Annotated in this window: 12 protein-coding genes and 1 other RNA gene; 9 read left to right on the top strand and 4 right to left on the bottom strand. The window is 67.5% G+C overall.

The annotated features are described in order from the left end of the window. Window positions 1-6: 6 nt before the first annotated feature. Window positions 7-798, bottom strand: a complete 792-nt coding sequence (locus tag V3328_RS22740; protein WP_340332019.1) for a crotonase/enoyl-CoA hydratase family protein — start codon at window positions 796-798, stop codon at window positions 7-9. Window positions 799-856: 58 nt separating this feature from the next. On the opposite strand from V3328_RS22740, the gene ssrA reads away from it, so the two are divergent. The 5 genes from ssrA to V3328_RS22715 all read left to right on the top strand — a co-directional run bounded on the left by ssrA (window position 857) and on the right by V3328_RS22715 (window position 3,941). Continuing rightward, window positions 857-1,219, top strand: a transfer-messenger RNA (tmRNA) gene (ssrA, locus tag V3328_RS22735). A 73-nt stretch (window positions 1,220-1,292) separates the two neighbouring features. Beyond that, window positions 1,293-1,886 (top strand): SspB family protein, encoded by a 594-nt coding sequence (locus V3328_RS22730; RefSeq protein WP_340332018.1) that lies wholly within the window; start codon window positions 1,293-1,295, stop codon window positions 1,884-1,886. Window positions 1,887-2,097: 211 nt separating this feature from the next. Continuing rightward, window positions 2,098-3,489: a class II fumarate hydratase gene (gene fumC / locus V3328_RS22725; RefSeq protein ID WP_340332017.1), complete on the top strand. Its 1,392-nt coding sequence runs from the start codon at window positions 2,098-2,100 to the stop codon at window positions 3,487-3,489. A 30-nt stretch (window positions 3,490-3,519) separates the two neighbouring features. Further along, window positions 3,520-3,708, top strand: coding sequence for a DUF4169 family protein (locus V3328_RS22720; protein ID WP_340332016.1), 189 nt, complete (start codon window positions 3,520-3,522; stop codon window positions 3,706-3,708). After that, complete coding sequence (locus V3328_RS22715; RefSeq protein WP_340332015.1) at window positions 3,705-3,941, top strand: ribbon-helix-helix domain-containing protein; 237 nt, start codon at window positions 3,705-3,707, stop codon at window positions 3,939-3,941. The genes V3328_RS22720 and V3328_RS22715 overlap by 4 nt, the downstream gene beginning before the upstream one ends. On the opposite strand, the gene V3328_RS22710 is transcribed toward V3328_RS22715, so the two are convergent. Both V3328_RS22710 and V3328_RS22705 read right to left on the bottom strand, forming a co-directional pair. Then, window positions 3,935-8,035, bottom strand: a complete 4,101-nt coding sequence (locus tag V3328_RS22710; protein WP_340332014.1) for an AsmA family protein — start codon at window positions 8,033-8,035, stop codon at window positions 3,935-3,937. The genes V3328_RS22715 and V3328_RS22710 overlap by 7 nt on opposite strands. An 84-nt stretch (window positions 8,036-8,119) precedes the next feature. Continuing rightward, window positions 8,120-9,517, bottom strand: coding sequence for an FAD-binding oxidoreductase (locus V3328_RS22705; RefSeq protein WP_340332013.1), 1,398 nt, complete (start codon window positions 9,515-9,517; stop codon window positions 8,120-8,122). A gap of 121 nt (window positions 9,518-9,638) precedes the next feature. Between V3328_RS22705 and V3328_RS22700 the strand changes: the two genes are divergently transcribed. After that, entirely contained in the window at window positions 9,639-10,142 is a 504-nt protein-coding gene (locus tag V3328_RS22700; RefSeq protein WP_340332012.1) for a thioesterase family protein, read from the top strand. A 77-nt stretch (window positions 10,143-10,219) separates the two neighbouring features. Next, window positions 10,220-10,783 carry an AAA family ATPase gene (locus V3328_RS22695; RefSeq protein ID WP_340332134.1) on the top strand — a complete coding sequence of 188 codons (564 nt, stop codon included), beginning with the start codon at window positions 10,220-10,222 and terminating at the stop codon, window positions 10,781-10,783. A 23-nt stretch (window positions 10,784-10,806) separates the two neighbouring features. Here the strand turns inward: V3328_RS22695 and clcA are convergent, their stop codons facing one another. Further along, window positions 10,807-12,144, bottom strand: coding sequence for a H(+)/Cl(-) exchange transporter ClcA (clcA, locus tag V3328_RS22690; RefSeq protein WP_340332011.1), 1,338 nt, complete (start codon window positions 12,142-12,144; stop codon window positions 10,807-10,809). 207 nt (window positions 12,145-12,351) lie between these two features. Here clcA and V3328_RS22685 point away from each other — a divergent pair, with 207 nt between their 5' ends. Further along, window positions 12,352-13,983 (top strand): chloride channel protein, encoded by a 1,632-nt coding sequence (locus V3328_RS22685; protein WP_340332010.1) that lies wholly within the window; start codon window positions 12,352-12,354, stop codon window positions 13,981-13,983. Then, window positions 13,980-14,885, top strand: coding sequence for a helix-turn-helix domain-containing protein (locus tag V3328_RS22680; RefSeq protein ID WP_340332009.1), 906 nt, complete (start codon window positions 13,980-13,982; stop codon window positions 14,883-14,885). Before V3328_RS22685 ends, V3328_RS22680 begins: the two co-directional genes overlap by 4 nt. Window positions 14,886-14,890 lie beyond the last annotated feature (5 nt).

Raw genomic sequence — 14,890 nt, 5'->3', positions numbered from 1 at the left:
GCAGGATCAGGTTCCCGCGGGCGATCCGCCGCGCCCCTGGCCGCCGGCGAACCCCCCGGCGCCGGCTAGGCCCTCGGCCTCGAACACCCCGACGCTGCCCTCGAACTCCTGCCGCAGCGCATCGCGCATGGCGAGATCCCACTGCGCATAGGCGGAGCGACGGTCCGCCCGCACGCAGGCCTGCGGGAAGCGGGCGATCTCGTGCGCCAGGACTTCGGCGGCGCTGCGCGCGGCCCCCTTCGGTACGACGCGGTCGCACAGGCCGATGCGCAGCGATTCCTCGGCCTCCACCTTCCGACCGGTGAGGATCAGGTCCATCGCCCGCCCCATGCCGACCAGACGCGGCAGGCGCACGGTGCCGCCATCGATCAGCGGAACGCCCCAGCGCCGGCAATAGACGCCGAAATAGGCGTCCTCCTCCATCACCCGCATGTCGCACCACAGCGCCAGTTCCATGCCGCCGGCCACCGCCGGCCCTGCGATCGCGGCTATGACCGGCTTCGACAGCGCCATGCGAGTCGGCCCCATCGGCCCCCGCGCGTCATTGCTTGCCGCTTCGCCGAACGACAGTCCGCCGATCTCATCGGCGCCGCCGGCGGCATGCTTGAGATCGTATCCCGCGCAGAACGCGCCGCCCTCGCCGTGAAACACCGCGACGCTGGCGGCTTCGTCGGCGTCGAATGCTGCGAATGCGGAGAGCAGCGCCGCGGCGGTCTCCGGATCCACGGCGTTCCGCGCTTCCGGCCGGTTCAGGATGACGGTCCAGACCGCCCCGTTTCGCTCCGTCCTAACCCTCACTGGATCCTCCCGAAAATGCAGACGCCTATCGCTATTTGCCGATGGCGTGGCGGTCGGCTGCCTTTTCATGCGCCGATTCCGCCCCTATATTGTTCCCTGTCGGCGCAAGTCGACTATGGCGATAAACGGTCGTCGGAATAAGCCCATCGGACCCGGGGGCAGTACCCGGCGCCTCCACCAGAGCCGATCGTACCGGACGCGGTCGGTTGTGGCGGGGGCGAAACAGGATCGACGAGGGTGTAAAGGACGCGCTTTCGCTCGGCATGGTACCGCCGATATCGGGCCATCTTAATAGTTGCAAACGACAACTATGCTCCGGTTGCTCAGGCCGCGTAAGGCGGTTTGAAACACCGATCCAAGCCCTGACGGGTTAGCACCGTCAGGCGGGGTCCGGAGGCACCTGGCAACAGAAGCCTCCACCCAATTCCGCGGCCGTCTGCACGGCCGCGTTCGTTTCGAAACCGATTTGAGATCTCGGTCGGCTGCACCCTACGATGACGCAAGACCTCATTCGCTACGACCTGCTGGCCCAGGAAGCCCTTCGCGGCGTGGTGCGCACAGTGCTGGCGGACGTGGCGAAGAACGGCCTTCCCGGCGATCATCACTTCTTCATCGGCTTCTCGACGACGGCGCCCGGCGTGCGGGTATCCAACCGACTGCGCGAAAGCTATCCGGAAGAGATGACGGTGGTGCTGCAGCACCAGTTCTGGGACCTCGAGGTCACCGACACCGGGTTTTCGATCAGCCTGTCGTTCAACGGCGTGCCGGAACGCCTCGTCGTGCCCTTCTCCGCCATCAAGGGGTTCCTGGATCCGAGCGTCCAGTTTGGCCTGCAGTTCGACGCAGGCACCCCAACAGAAGCAAACGATTCGGGACGTCCGGAGGCGCAGGACGTCCCCTCCGACGACGGCGCGCCGGACGAGGCGACGGCAAAGCCCGCTTCCGGCCGAAAGCGGCCGGCGCGGGCGAAGGTGCCCGCCGACGACCACGCAGAGGTCGCGGACGGCGACACCGCCTCCCCGGAACAGACCGATCCCGCCTCCGGCGCCGAAGTGGTCAGCCTCGACAAGTTCCGCAAGAAGAACTGAATCCGCTCTCCTTCCTGCTCGCTGACTGGCTTTCCGGCCTACCCCGCTGCGGAGATCCGGTTCGCCGACAACGCCCCGGGCCCCGGCCCGATCGGCCCGACTCCGTAGTGCCGGAAAGCTTTCCACCGAGCGAATTTCGCATTTCGGAAAGCCGTGCTAGAAGGCCCGCAAACGCGAGCCTGAGAAGCGGCCAGTCAACCAGGAGCCCGGCATGTCCTCCACCCGCACCGAGACAGATTCCTTCGGCCCCCTCGAGGTGCCCTCCGACAAGTACTGGGGAGCGCAGACCCAGCGCTCGCTGGGCAACTTCAAGATCGGCGGCGAGCGCATGTCGCCCCCGGTGGTGCGGGCGCTGGGCATCATCAAGAAGGCGGCAGCCGAGACCAACAAGGATCAGGGCAGCATCGAGCCCGAGCTCGCCGACGCGATCTCCGCCGCCGCCCAGGAGGTCATCGACGGCAAGCTCGACGACAACTTCCCGCTGGTGGTCTGGCAGACGGGGTCCGGCACCCAGTCGAACATGAACGCCAACGAGGTGATCTCGAACCGCGCGATCGAGATGCTGGGCGGGACGATGGGTTCGAAGGACCCGATCCACCCGAACGATCACGTCAACCGCGGCCAATCCTCCAACGACACGTTTCCCACCGCGATGCACATCGCCGCGGCGGAGGAGATCTCGAAGACGCTGATCCCTGCACTCGAGCACCTGCACGGGGCGCTCGTTGCCAAGGCCGAGAAGTTCAAGGATATCATCAAGATCGGCCGGACCCATACGCAGGATGCAACGCCGCTGACGCTGGGCCAGGAGTTCTCAGGCTACGCCACGCAGGTCGAGTACGGCATCCACAGGGTGAAGACCGTCCAGGAGGGTCTGTTGCTTCTCGCCCAGGGCGGCACGGCCGTCGGCACGGGGCTGAATACCAGGAAGGGCTTCGCCGAGAAATTCGCCGAGAAGGTCGCCGAGATCACCGGCCTGCCGTTTCGGACGGCGCCGAACAAGTTCGAGGCCCTGGCAGCGCACGACGCCTACGTCTTCGCGCACGGCGCCCTGAATACGGTTGCCGCGTCGCTGTTCAAGATCGCCAACGATATCCGCTTTCTCGGTTCGGGGCCGCGCTCGGGTCTGGGGGAACTGATCCTGCCGGAGAACGAGCCGGGGTCGTCGATCATGCCCGGCAAGGTCAACCCGACGCAGTGCGAGGCGATGACCATGGTGTGCTGCCAGGTCTTCGGCAACCAGACCACGATCACGGTCGCCGGCAGCCAGGGCCACTTCGAGCTGAACGTCTACAAGCCCGTCATGGCGCACGTCATGATGCAGTCCATCAAGCTGCTCGCCGATGCCAGCGTATCGTTCACCGACCATTGCGTGGCCGGAATCGAGGCCGACGAGAAAAGGATCCACGAGCTGATGGAGCGCTCTCTCATGCTGGTCACCGCGCTCGCACCGAAGATCGGCTACGACAAGGCGACGGAGGTCGCGAAGACCGCGCACAAGAACGGCACGACCCTTCGCGAGGAGGCGGTACGGCTCGGCTATGTCACGGCGGAAGAGTTCGACAAGACCGTGCGGCCGGAGAAGATGGTCCATCCGAACTGACCGTGCGAGCCGATCGGGATCGGAGAAGCGATGGCCGAGATCGTCAACCTGAACAAGGCGCGCAAGGAAAAGACGCGCGCCGACGAAAAGTCGAAGGCGGCGGAAAACCGGGTGCGTTTCGGCCGTCGCAAGTCCGACAAGCGCGTTGACGAGGCCAGGCAGGAAAAGGCCGTCCGCGACCTGGCCGGCCACCGGTTGTTGCCCGACGATCAGGAATGACCGCGGATGAACCGGGAAGCGAACGGAAGCGGTCTGTCACGGTCGCCGGCCACCGCACGAGCGTTTCGCTGGAAGAGGAGTTCTGGGACGCGCTCGGCGAGATCGCCTCAAGCCGGGGCGTGTCCACAGCGCGGCTGATCGCCGAAATAGATGAGACCCGCGGCGGCCGCGGGCTGTCGTCCGCGATCCGGCTGTACGTGCTGCGGCATTACCGTTCGCAAATGCCTCAGTGAAACGTCCGCTCGCCGGTATCGGGCTGCGCCTCGGCCTCGTTGAGCGGGCGGCCGGCGCCCGGTTGGCCGACATTGGCCTGAGGCACCGGTTGACGATCGGGCGGCGTTATGTCCAGCGGCTCGCTGAAATTCTGCGGTTCGGTCACCGGCCGGAGGTTGAAGGGTTCGGGAAAGGCTTCCCGCGCCATCACCCCGCCGGTCGGCATCGGGCCTTCGGAAGCCGATGGTATCTGACGCAGGAGGTCCTCTATCCTCCGGCGGAACTCGGAATTATCGATGGTCGTGGCGCTGTCCGGGGCCTGCTGCTCCGCGGGAGGCAGTGGCTGCGACTGCAATTGCGGCTCGAGCGGGGAAGGCGGTGGCAGGGGTTCGACCGATATGGCCGAGCCCGGTGAAGCCGGCGCCGGCTCAATCCGCCTCCGTTCCTCTTCCGCCTGACGCTGCGCACGCTCTTCGGCCGCCCGCAGCGCCTCTTGCTCCGCACGCCGTCGCGCTTCCTCCTCCGCCGCCTGGCGCTCCTGGTCGGCCTCGCGGGCACGGCGTTCTTCCTCGGCCCGGCGCGCTTCCTCCTCGGCTCTTCGGGCGCTCTCCTCGGCAGCCGCCGCCTCGTTCTGGCGCCGTTCGGCTTCCCGTTCGCGGCGCACCCGCTCCTGGCCCTGCCGTATCAGCTCCCGGCCCAGCCTCTGGCGCTCGAGGATTGTCGCCTGCAGTTCCTCAAGGCGTTCGACTTCCTGTTCGAAGGCGCGAACGGTCAGGAAGCCGAGCAGCGGATTGACGTCGATCTGCCGTGACGGCGCCTCGATCGGTCCTGCGAACACCACGCCGACCTCGCGGGTGCGGCCGTCATCGTCGCCGCCCGTGACCTGGAGGGTCCACTCGGAATCGAGAGCGAGCAGCGAAAGGTCGACCGTCGCCGACGCAAACGACCGCAGGTCGTCGGCGTCGATGCGGATGTTGCTGGCCCGCAGGACGCCGGAGGAAATCGCGAACGCCCCCTCCATCGACTGGAACCGGAGGCTGCCCGCGTCGAGATGTCCGGCGAACGCCTCCCGGACCTTCTCCTCGGTCAGTTCCAGACCTGCGTCGGCAGCACTGACGATCTGGTCGAAGGCGTTCGGATTGAACCGTCTCAGCACGCCGTTCTCGACGCGGAAGGATCCGGTTCCCGACAGCGACGAGGCGATGGCGGCGAGGCTTCGGCCGCGGCCGGTGAACTCCATTCCCGCCGACACGGCCCCGGTCGCCACTGCCCGCGAGTTGTCGTGCCAGACGAAATCCTCGAGCCGCGCGTCGGCAAGATCGACGCGGCCCGACAGGTCGACGACGCCACCTGCGTCGACGAGATCGATGCCGCCTGCCATCCGTCCGCCGAACAGGTTGCCCCTCAGGTCTTCCAGCGACATGCGCGTCCCGTCGAAGGTGAAGGCGGTCTGGGCCTCCGTCAGCACAAGACCGCCGAACAGACCGAACGCGGGCGTCGTCAAGCCGATCCGCCCCCGCCAGTCGGTCTTCTCGATCGGCGCGAGCGCATCCGACGGCCACGCGGTCTCGCCCGAGCCGGCTTCGGGAAACGACGTCGCCTGCGGCCCCAGCAGCGTCTCCATGAGCCAGGCGAGCTCCATGCGGTCGGCTTCCAGCGAACCGCCGACGATCTTCTCGGCGCCGCCGACATCGAAGGTCAGTTCCCCCCGCGCGACGCTCTCGCCGTCGCCGATCACGAGGTTCGACAGCCGCCAGATGTCGTCCGTGCCGGAAACCGATCCCGCCACGCTCAGTTCGGTCGCATCGACCGTCGGTACGGCGATCCCCGCCAGTGCCAACAGCGCTTCGGTATCCGACAGCCGGGCGTCCAGGTCGGCGGTCACTTCGCGACCGCCGCCTTGCGGCCACCGTGCACTGCCCGAAAGCGTGCCGTCCGCGCCGACCCCGGCCGCTTCCACGGTGAACCGCACCGCGTCGCGGGGCCGCCCCTGCGCGGAGACCGCGAGACGGCCTTGACCGCCCGCCCCCGGCGGGGGCGCCAGTCCCAGCTGAGCGGCGAGTTGCCCGCCATCGGCGTTATCGGCCCGGACGGCGACGTCGATTGTGGACGTGTCGAGATCCCCGAGGCGGCCATCGAAGCCGAACCGGCCGTCGACGGCGGTCCCTCCCAGCGTGCCGGTGAGTTCCAGTGTGCCCTGGCTGCCGTCGGCCTGCGTCGTCGCCTGCACATCGGTGGAAAGGTCTGCGGGAACCAGATCGCCGGCCCGGTCGGCGAGATGTCGGGCCAGTAGCGGCGCACCGAACGCGTCCAGGGCCTCGACGACCCCATCGACAGAGTCGGCGCTCACGTCGAGCCGCAGATTGCCCTCGGGCGCCCTGGCATAGCTGCGGACGTTGCCGCTGCCGGAGATGCGGGCGCCGCCGATATCTCCGACCCTCAGTTCGTCGATCCGGACGTCGCCGTCCGCGATCGTCGTGGACACCGCAAAATCGCGAGCCTCGACGGCTCCGAGCGACAGTGCCCCCGTCTGGACCTGCAGGTCGAGGTCGAGGCCGGCCAGCAGCCTCTCCAGGCCGCCGAGCAGCGAGGCCCTGCCCGTCAGCCCGCCGTCGTCATCGGAGAATGCCAGCCGGTCGGCCGTCAGCGCCAGCGCCACTGCGCCCCGCTCACCCTCCCGGGACGGCCGGTAGGCGAGCGAGCCGTCGATGGCCGTGTCGCCCGTCCGGACCTCGACGCGCTCCAGGCCCAGGCCGGTCTCGTCGATCCGGATCTGGCCGGACGCGCGCATCTGCCCCGCCGGTATGGCGAATCGAGGAAGGCGGGCCTGTGCCCCGAACATCCAGTTGGTGAACACCGTCGCCTGATCCGTATGGAGCCTGGCGGCGCCGTCGAAGTGCGGTGAGGCCCCGGCAAGTCCGATCGTCCCCGCCACGCCGAGCGTGGTGCCGCCCGGCGCGGTGACGGTCGCCCGATCCAACGACCAGATCCCGTCGTCCACGTTCAGATCGACGGACAGGTCGTTCAGCAATCCCCCCGAAAGGACGATCGACTCGACGTCGAGCGCCAGATGGCCGGGCAGCGGAAAGATCTCGGCATCGAGCATCGCGCCGATCTGCGCCAGCGCCGCCTGCGGGCTGACCGGTGAATCCGGGCCACTGCCGAAGGTCCGGTCGAAATCGATCTGGCGGGCCGAGACCACCGCATCGAAACGCGGATCGGCGCCGAGCCGGACATTCGCCGCGCCGCTGAGCGAGACATTGCGGACCTCGGTGCCGAAGCGGATCGACATCTTGTCGAGGACGAGGGACTCTGGGCTCGCCGTCAGTTGCCCGTCCAGGCGCCAGGTGGGGGCGCTTTCCTCCTCTTCCGCATCCGCGACGACCTTCTCGACGATCAGCCTGCCGTCGAAGACCGGCATGCCGTCGATGCGCAGCAGCGCGCCGTCGAGCGCGATCGCCAGCGGTCGTGCGGCCGGCAGCACCGACAGCTTGACGCGCATGCCGCTGCCATCCTCCGCGGCGCGGCCCGTGGCCAGCCGCACCGTGTACCTCTCGCCATCGAGCACGCCCCCGCCTTCGATCTTGAACGGCCCGAGCAGCGAAGAGGCGGACCCTTCCAGGTTGACGCCTTCCAGGTAGCGGATGTCGCCGGAGCGTTCGTCCTCGACGGTGAAGCTGCCGTCGACGATCTCCACTCGGTCCACCACGATCCGGTCGGGATTGAGCGGCGTCCCGAGCGCACTGCTGTCGGCCCAGTCGATCCGCCCTTCGCGGTCGAGCCGCAGGATCACGTCCGGCCGTGTCAGCGTGAACTCGGTGACCTGCAACTCCCCGCTGAGCAGCGGCGACAGCGCGGCGCGCATCTCGATCCGATCGATGCCCTCGCCGGAATTCGGTCCGCCGATCCGCACCTCGTCGGCAACGAGGCTCGGATACGGCACCAGCCTGACCGTGAGACTGCCGTCGAACACCACCGGCCGGCTGATGATCTCGCCCGCGCGCGCCTCGAAATAGTCGCGGTAGCTCGACCAGTCGATGAAGAACGGTGCGGTGAACGCCGCGATCAGGAGCAGCGCGATCGCGATTCCGAGGGACAGCAGGAAGGAATTCACCGATCCGAACTCCGCTCCGCGCGTGCATCCGTTCCGGTCCGCGCCCCATGCGGCGAACCGTTCACCCCCGCCCTCATGCGGACACTATACGCGTACAATTTTCCCCGGATTGAGAATGTTGAGCGGGTCGAGCGCACGCTTGATGCTCCGCATGACCTCGACCGATCCCCCAAGTTCCGCATCGAGATACTTCATCTTTCCATGGCCGACGCCATGTTCGCCCGTGCAGGTTCCTTCCATGGAGATCGCGCGCCGCACGATGCGCTCCATGAACTCGTTAACCCGGTCCAGTTCCCCGGCATCCTCCGTGTCGACCATGAGGGACACATGGAAATTGCCGTCGCCGACGTGCCCGACGATCGGCGCGACCAGTCCGAGGCGGTCGATGTCGGCTTTCGTCTCCATTATGCAGTCGGCCAGTCGCGATATCGGCACACAGACGTCCGTTGCAACCCCCTGTGTGCCCGGACGCAGCTGTACCGCCGAGTAGTAGGCGTCGTGGCGGGCCTGCCAAAGCCTGTTGCGCTCCTCGGCATTGTGGGTCCACTCGAACGGTCCGCCGCCGTACTCCGCGGCAATCTCGCCGAACAACCCCGCCTGCTCCGCGACACCGCTTGCCGTGCCGTGAAACTCCAGGAACAGGGTCGGCGTGACCGCGAGCGACAGCTTCGAATAGGCGTTGGAGGCCGCGACCTGCTTTTCGTCGAGCAGTTCGATGCGTGCGACCGGTATCCCCGACTGGATCGTCGCGATCACCGCGTTGCAGGCCCCTTCCAGCGTCTCGAACGGACAGACGCCGCCCGATATCGCCTCCGGGATGCCGTACAGCTTCAAGGTCACGTCGGTGACGATGCCGAGCGTGCCTTCCGAGCCGATCAGCAGCCGTGTCAGGTCGTAGCCGGCCGACGACTTCTTGGCCCGCTTGCCGGTATGAATGACCGAGCCGTCGGCCATCACCGCCGTCAGCGACAGCACGTTGTCCTTCATGGTGCCGTAACGCACCGCGTTCGTGCCCGACGCCCTCGTCGCCACCATGCCTCCGATGCTCGCGTCGGCGCCCGGGTCGATAGGGAAGAACAGGCCGGTGGCACGCAGTTCGGTGTTGAGCTGCTTGCGCGTGACCCCCGGCTCGACGACGCAGTCCAGGTCCTCGGGATGCACCGCCAGGACGCGATTCATCTGGCTGAGGTCGACAGAAATACCGCCGAACGGCGCGTTGACCTGGCCTTCAAGCGACGTTCCGGTCCCGAAGGCGACGAGCGGCACGCGGTGGGCCGCGCAGATCTTCACAACGTCCGCCACTTCATCCGCCGACTGGACGAAGACGACGGCATCGGGCGGCTGGTTCCTGTGCCAGGTCATCGTGTGGCCGTGCTGCTCGCGAACGGCGGCTGCCGTCGAGAGACGGTTGTGGAAACGTCCCGACAGGCTCTCCAACGCCGCGTTGAGGTCACCGACCGGCCGCACGTTTGGCTGCGCCATGGTGCTCATCCAGTTCCTTCCAAAGACAGCGAAAATCGGTAATGTTCACGGCACACTAACAGAAAGCCTTCATTCGCCAAACCGCGATTGGCGGACCGTTCGCCGCAACCCGGACCACCTGATGACCGACACTTTGCCTCCTGCCGGAATGCCCGCCCCGTTCGTGTCGTCGGTCATGAAGATCCAGCCCGACTGGATCGACTACAACGGCCATCTCAACATGGCCTACTATCACGTGCTGCTGGACCGGGGCATCGACGAGGCCTTTCTGCTGCTGGGGCTTGGCGAGCAGTACGTCAAGGAACGCAAGGCCTCGTTCTTCACGGTCGAAGCGCATATCTGCTACCTCAAAGAACTCGGCCAGAACGATCCGGTGGTCGTCCGCACCCGCCTGCTCGACTACGATGCCAAGCGCGCCCATGTCGTGCAGGAACTCGTTCATGCCGAGGACGGCTGGATCAGCGCAACCCTCGAACTGATGTCGCTGCACGTCGACATGGTCGCCAAGCGGGCCGCCGCCTGGCCTGACGACGTGCTGGAGCGCCTCGCCGAAATGCACGCCGCGCATGCCCACCTGCCGGTCCCGCCGCAGGTCGGCCGCGTGATGAAGATCAGGCGGCCCTGACGGCGCCGTCTCCTGACGCGGGTTGCAGATGCGGGACGAAAGCAGGGCACGTGTCACACCCGAAGCCCCCGAAAAGTCTGCGATCCGGCCCGCACCACCGGCCGCATACCAGCCGCTTCGTGATACTCTCGGGGTGCTCCGGCGGCGGCAAGACCACGTTGTTGGCCGAACTCGCGCGGCGCGGATATGCCGTTGTAGAGGAGCCCGGCCGGCGTATCGTCCGCGAGGAGAGCAGGACCGGCGGCACCGCCCTGCCGTGGCGCGACATGGAAGCCTTCGCGCGGCGTGCGATCGAGACGGCGCACCGGGACATGGCGGCGCTCGAGCCGGACGGGTCGTGGGTCTTCTTCGATCGCGGCCTGATCGACGCTGCGGCCGCACTCGAACATGTCACGCAGTCATCGGTCCTCGATGGGCTGGCGGCTGCCCGCAGCTTTCATCGGCGGGTGTTCCTGGTGCCGCCCTGGCCGGAGATCTTTGTCGAGGATGCCGAACGGCGCCATGGGCTCGACAGCGCCATCGCCGAATACGAGCGACTGGTTCGGATCTATGCAGCGCTCGGCTATCAGGTCGATATCCTGCCGCGAATCGGTGTCGAACGGCGCGCCGACCACGTGCTGAAAACTCTGGCGGAGGACTGAGGCCTGCCGGCTGACCGCAGGTGTCAGGCCAGTCCGGTGGTCTCGCGTTCGGGCTCCTCGCGCCTGATGCCGGCCCGCGCCAGCGTGCGGTCGAGAAGCTGCTCGTAGATCGGTCGGCCGCCGCACCATTCGGCGGTAACGTTCGACACGAGGCAGGTCAGCAGCACGGGAAGCAGGATCTCGTAGGCGCCGGTCAGTTCCAGGGTCAGCACCACGCCGACCATCGGCGCCCGCACCGACGAGGTGAACAGGGCGCCCATAGCGGCGATCGCAAACGCAACCGTGACCGGCCCGGCAGCGGGCGCGAATGCCTGGAAGAAGCCGCCCAGCGCGAGCCCCGTACAGGCAGCGAGCGTCAGGATCGGAGCGAAGATCCCGCCCGGCACACCCGAAACGTAACTCGCCACCGACGTCAGCAGGCGGACCGCGACGATCGAGAACAGGAAGATCGCGGCATTCTTCTGGTTGACCAGGGTGAGGATCAGATCCTCGTGCCCCATCGTCACCTCGGGCAGCACGATGACCAGCGCACCGATGATCGCGCCGACCACCAGCGGCACGATGTTGGGATTCCATCTGCCGATCTTCTCGACGATGTTGAGGCCGTTGATCAGCATCCAGTTGAACAGGACGCCCAGTGCCCCGATGCACACGCCGAGCACGACGAAGCCGGCGAGCGCCCACAGCGGCACCGCGCCGACCGAGATCTTCAGGTCGGGGCCGACGCCGGCGATGTCCTCCGTCACGAACGCGGAGAGGATGCACGCGATGATCACCCCCATGTAGGTCTTGAACGTGTACGGAAACTGCCTGCGCGTCTCCTCGATGACGAACAGGACCGACGCCAGCGGCGCGTTGAAGGCTGCAGCCAGGCCGGCGGCCGCACCGGCCGCGATCAGGCCGCGCCGCTCCAGCAGGCCCACCCGCCACCAGTCCGATATGGCCCCGGCAATCGAGGCGCCGATGTGGATCGTCGGCCCCTCCCGGCCGAGGACGAGCCCGGAAGACAGCGACAGGACGCCCGCGACGAACTTGACCGGCAGGACTCGCTGCCAGCGCAGCGGCCGCAGGCCCTCGAGCGTTCCCTCGACCTCCTGAACGCCGCTGCCCGCCGCCTCCGGCGCGAACCGCCGCACGATCATCGCCGACACCACCGCCATGATCGCGGCGATCGCGGCCGCGCAGAGGATTGCGATCACGCCCGAGCCGACCCGCGCGGTGAGCTGGTGTGGCCAGGCCAGCAACCGGTCGACGGTGAGATGCAGCGCCGTCCCGCCTGCTCCGGTGCCTATTCCGACCAGGGCGGCGAGCAGAAAGAACCGGAACTCCTCGCTCCGCGAAGACTGACCCTGCTTCGGCACCGACAAAGCCCTTTACCGCGCGCCCAGGCGCCGCCCCAAGAAGGCTGCAAGATTAACCGACTCGATGCATCCGCCAACCCGTTCCCGACTTGGCATCCCCTGCCCGGGTCGAATTGATCAAACTTCGCCCGCACACTCGCATGACTCCGCGGTTCGGCGTATGTGATGGAAACCATGAATGAAATCGGCTCGAGGTAGTCAGCCGGAATGTTGAGCCCGTTGCGCCGCGGCGCTGCCTTGATCGGCAACTGGATCGCGCCGAACCTGCGCGACTGTACCGGGTCGCGCCAGCCGACCATCTGGTTGACCGCGATCGGCGTCGGCGTCACCGCGGCAATAGGCGCCATCATCTTTCGGCTGGCGATCTCGGCTTTCCAGATCCCCTGGCTTGGCACCGCCTCCGAGCACATCGCCACCGCCGCGCGGGCCGCCCCATGGTGGATGGTGCTGCTGGCGCCGGCGGTCGGCGGTCTGATCGTCGGGCTGACTCTGGAGTATCTCATACCCGGAAAGCGGGTCGAGGTCGTGGCCGACGTGATCGAGGCGCGGGCCCTGCCGAGCCACCAGCTCACCATGCGGATCGGACTCGGCAGCGCCTTCGTCTCGGCGCTGTCGCTGGGCACCGGCGCCAGCGCAGGACGCGAGGGCCCGGTCGTCCATCTCGGCGCGACGCTGGCCGCCGCATTGACCAGAGCGCTGCACCTGCCGGCGGCCGCCCGGCGAACCCTGCTCGGGTGCGGCGTCGCAGCAGCGATTTCGGCGTCGTTCAACGCGCCCATCGCCGGGGTGCTGTTCGCCCACGAGGTCATCCTCGGCCATTTCGCGCCGACGGCCTTCGTGCCGATCGTCATCTCCTCCACGGTTGCCGCCGTCATATCGCGCTGGTGGTTCGGCGATTTCCCGGCGTTCGTGGTCCCCCACTACCAGGTGACCACCTACTGGGAAGTCCCCGCCTTCGCGCTGCTCGGGCTGACCTGCGGGCTCGTGGCGATCATCTTCCAGTTCTCGCTGGTCGGCACGGACTGGGTGGCGCGGCGCATGCCGATACCCCTGGTGCTGAGGCCGGTGCTCGGCGGCTTCGCGATCGGCGCGATCGCGCTCGTCTTTCCGGAGATTCTCGGCGTCGGCTACGAAGCAACCGACCAGGCCCTCAATCATGCGCTGCCGCTGACCATGCTGCTGGCGCTGATCGTCGTGAAGACTGCCGCAACCTCGATCACGCTGGCGAGTCGGTTCGGCGGCGGCATCTTTTCGCCCTCCCTCTACCTCGGCGCCATGACCGGCGGCGCGTTCGGACTGATCGCCGCCAGCGTGTTCCCCGACATGGCCTCGAGCCACGGCCTGTACGCGATCCTGGGGATGGGAGCGGTCGCCGGCGCCGTCCTCGGCGCTCCGATCTCAACCACCCTGATCGTCTTCGAACTGACCGGCGGCTATGCCCTGTCGATCGCGCTGTTGCTCACCGTGTCGATCGCCAACGGCTTCAACCGGGCCATTCACGGCCGCAGCTTCTTCCACTGGCAGCTGGAAAGCCGCGGCCTGTTCCTTGCCGAAGGGGCGCATCGGCGGATCGTCCGCAACGTCCGCGTGTCGGACTTCATGCGGCCGCTGGGAGACGGGGAAACGCCGTTTCCCGTGGATTCCGAAGAAACGCCGACGCTCAAGACCGAGGATATCCTCGAGATCGCACTGCGGCGGTTCGACGAGACCGGACAGCCGCGCATCGCGGTTGCATCGCGCACCGATCCGCCGATGGTGGTAGGCTGGGCCCACCAGATCGACGCGCTCGATCGCTTCGCCAAGGAACTGGTGGAAGCCAATGTCGAGGAACATCGGTGAGGGCAGGATTGGCCGGCGCGAAACGCTCTTCCTGCGATGATATCCGTCGACGGTCGACGGCCATCCGTCACCGCTCCGAGTTCGGCGAATGGGAGCTGGTGCGCTGCCGGCCGGCCGCCGCGTTGCAGCCTTTCGTCGTGGAATATCAGGGCTATCGCGAGACCCCAGGCCCGCCGGTGCGCCGCCGCGAGATGCCGAACGGCAACGTGACCGTGATCATCAATTTCGGCGCCGACTGGCTCATCGGCGACGCCGACGCACCGGGAAGGTTGGAGCCTTTCTCGAGCTTCGCCGGCGGCGTCTACGACCGCTACGCGGTCTCCGAGTCGACTGGCGGAGCGTACTGCATGCAGGTCGATTTCACGCCGATCGGGGCGGGCCTGTTCTTCCGCGCGCCGATGCGCGACCTGACCGGACGGGTCTACGGGCTGGGCGACGTGATGGGCGCATCCGGCGACCGGCTGACCGGCCGTCTGCACGACGCGCCCGACTGGGCGGCGCGGTTCTCGATCCTCGAAGCCGAGATCGCCGACCGGATTCTTCCGGTTGCATCAGGCACATACCTGCCGGCCTTCGTCTGGCGGCGCATCGTATCGGCGGCCGGAGACGTGCGTATCGGCGAGCTTGCCGCCGAGTGCGGGATCAGCCGCAAGCATCTCAACGTGCGGTTCCGCGACGCGGTCGGGGTGGCGCCCAAGACCTATGCCCGCGTCTGCCGGTTCCAGCGCGCGGCGTGGCTTCTGGCGCAGCCCGGCGAGCCGGTCTGGACCCACGTCGCACTCGACTGCGGCTACTACGACCAGGCCCATTTCATCCGCGATTTCCGCAGGTTGTCCGGCTACACGCCGGGCGAGTTCCGGCGCATGTCGCTGGCCGACGGGACCGGCATCCGCGACGCCTGATCCGG

The sequence above is a fragment of the Microbaculum marinum genome, from assembly GCF_037855135.1.
GTDB classification, from domain to species: domain Bacteria; phylum Pseudomonadota; class Alphaproteobacteria; order Rhizobiales; family Tepidamorphaceae; genus Microbaculum; species Microbaculum marinum.
This window is presented reverse-complemented; position numbering and strand designations above follow the sequence as displayed.

What these genes read in the sequence shown, in the direction of transcription:
- V3328_RS22730 (WP_340332018.1), top strand. Translation starts at nt 1,293, where the DNA reads ATGACGCAAGACCTCATTCGCTACGACCTGCTGGCCCAGGAAGCCCTT.
- fumC (WP_340332017.1), top strand. Translation starts at nt 2,098, where the DNA reads ATGTCCTCCACCCGCACCGAGACAGATTCCTTCGGCCCCCTCGAGGTG.
- V3328_RS22720 (WP_340332016.1), top strand. Translation starts at nt 3,520, where the DNA reads ATGGCCGAGATCGTCAACCTGAACAAGGCGCGCAAGGAAAAGACGCGC.
- V3328_RS22715 (WP_340332015.1), top strand. Translation starts at nt 3,705, where the DNA reads ATGACCGCGGATGAACCGGGAAGCGAACGGAAGCGGTCTGTCACGGTC.
- V3328_RS22705 (WP_340332013.1), bottom strand. Translation starts at nt 9,517, where the DNA reads ATGGCGCAGCCAAACGTGCGGCCGGTCGGTGACCTCAACGCGGCGTTG.
- V3328_RS22700 (WP_340332012.1), top strand. Translation starts at nt 9,639, where the DNA reads ATGACCGACACTTTGCCTCCTGCCGGAATGCCCGCCCCGTTCGTGTCG.
- V3328_RS22685 (WP_340332010.1), top strand. Translation starts at nt 12,352, where the DNA reads ATGTTGAGCCCGTTGCGCCGCGGCGCTGCCTTGATCGGCAACTGGATC.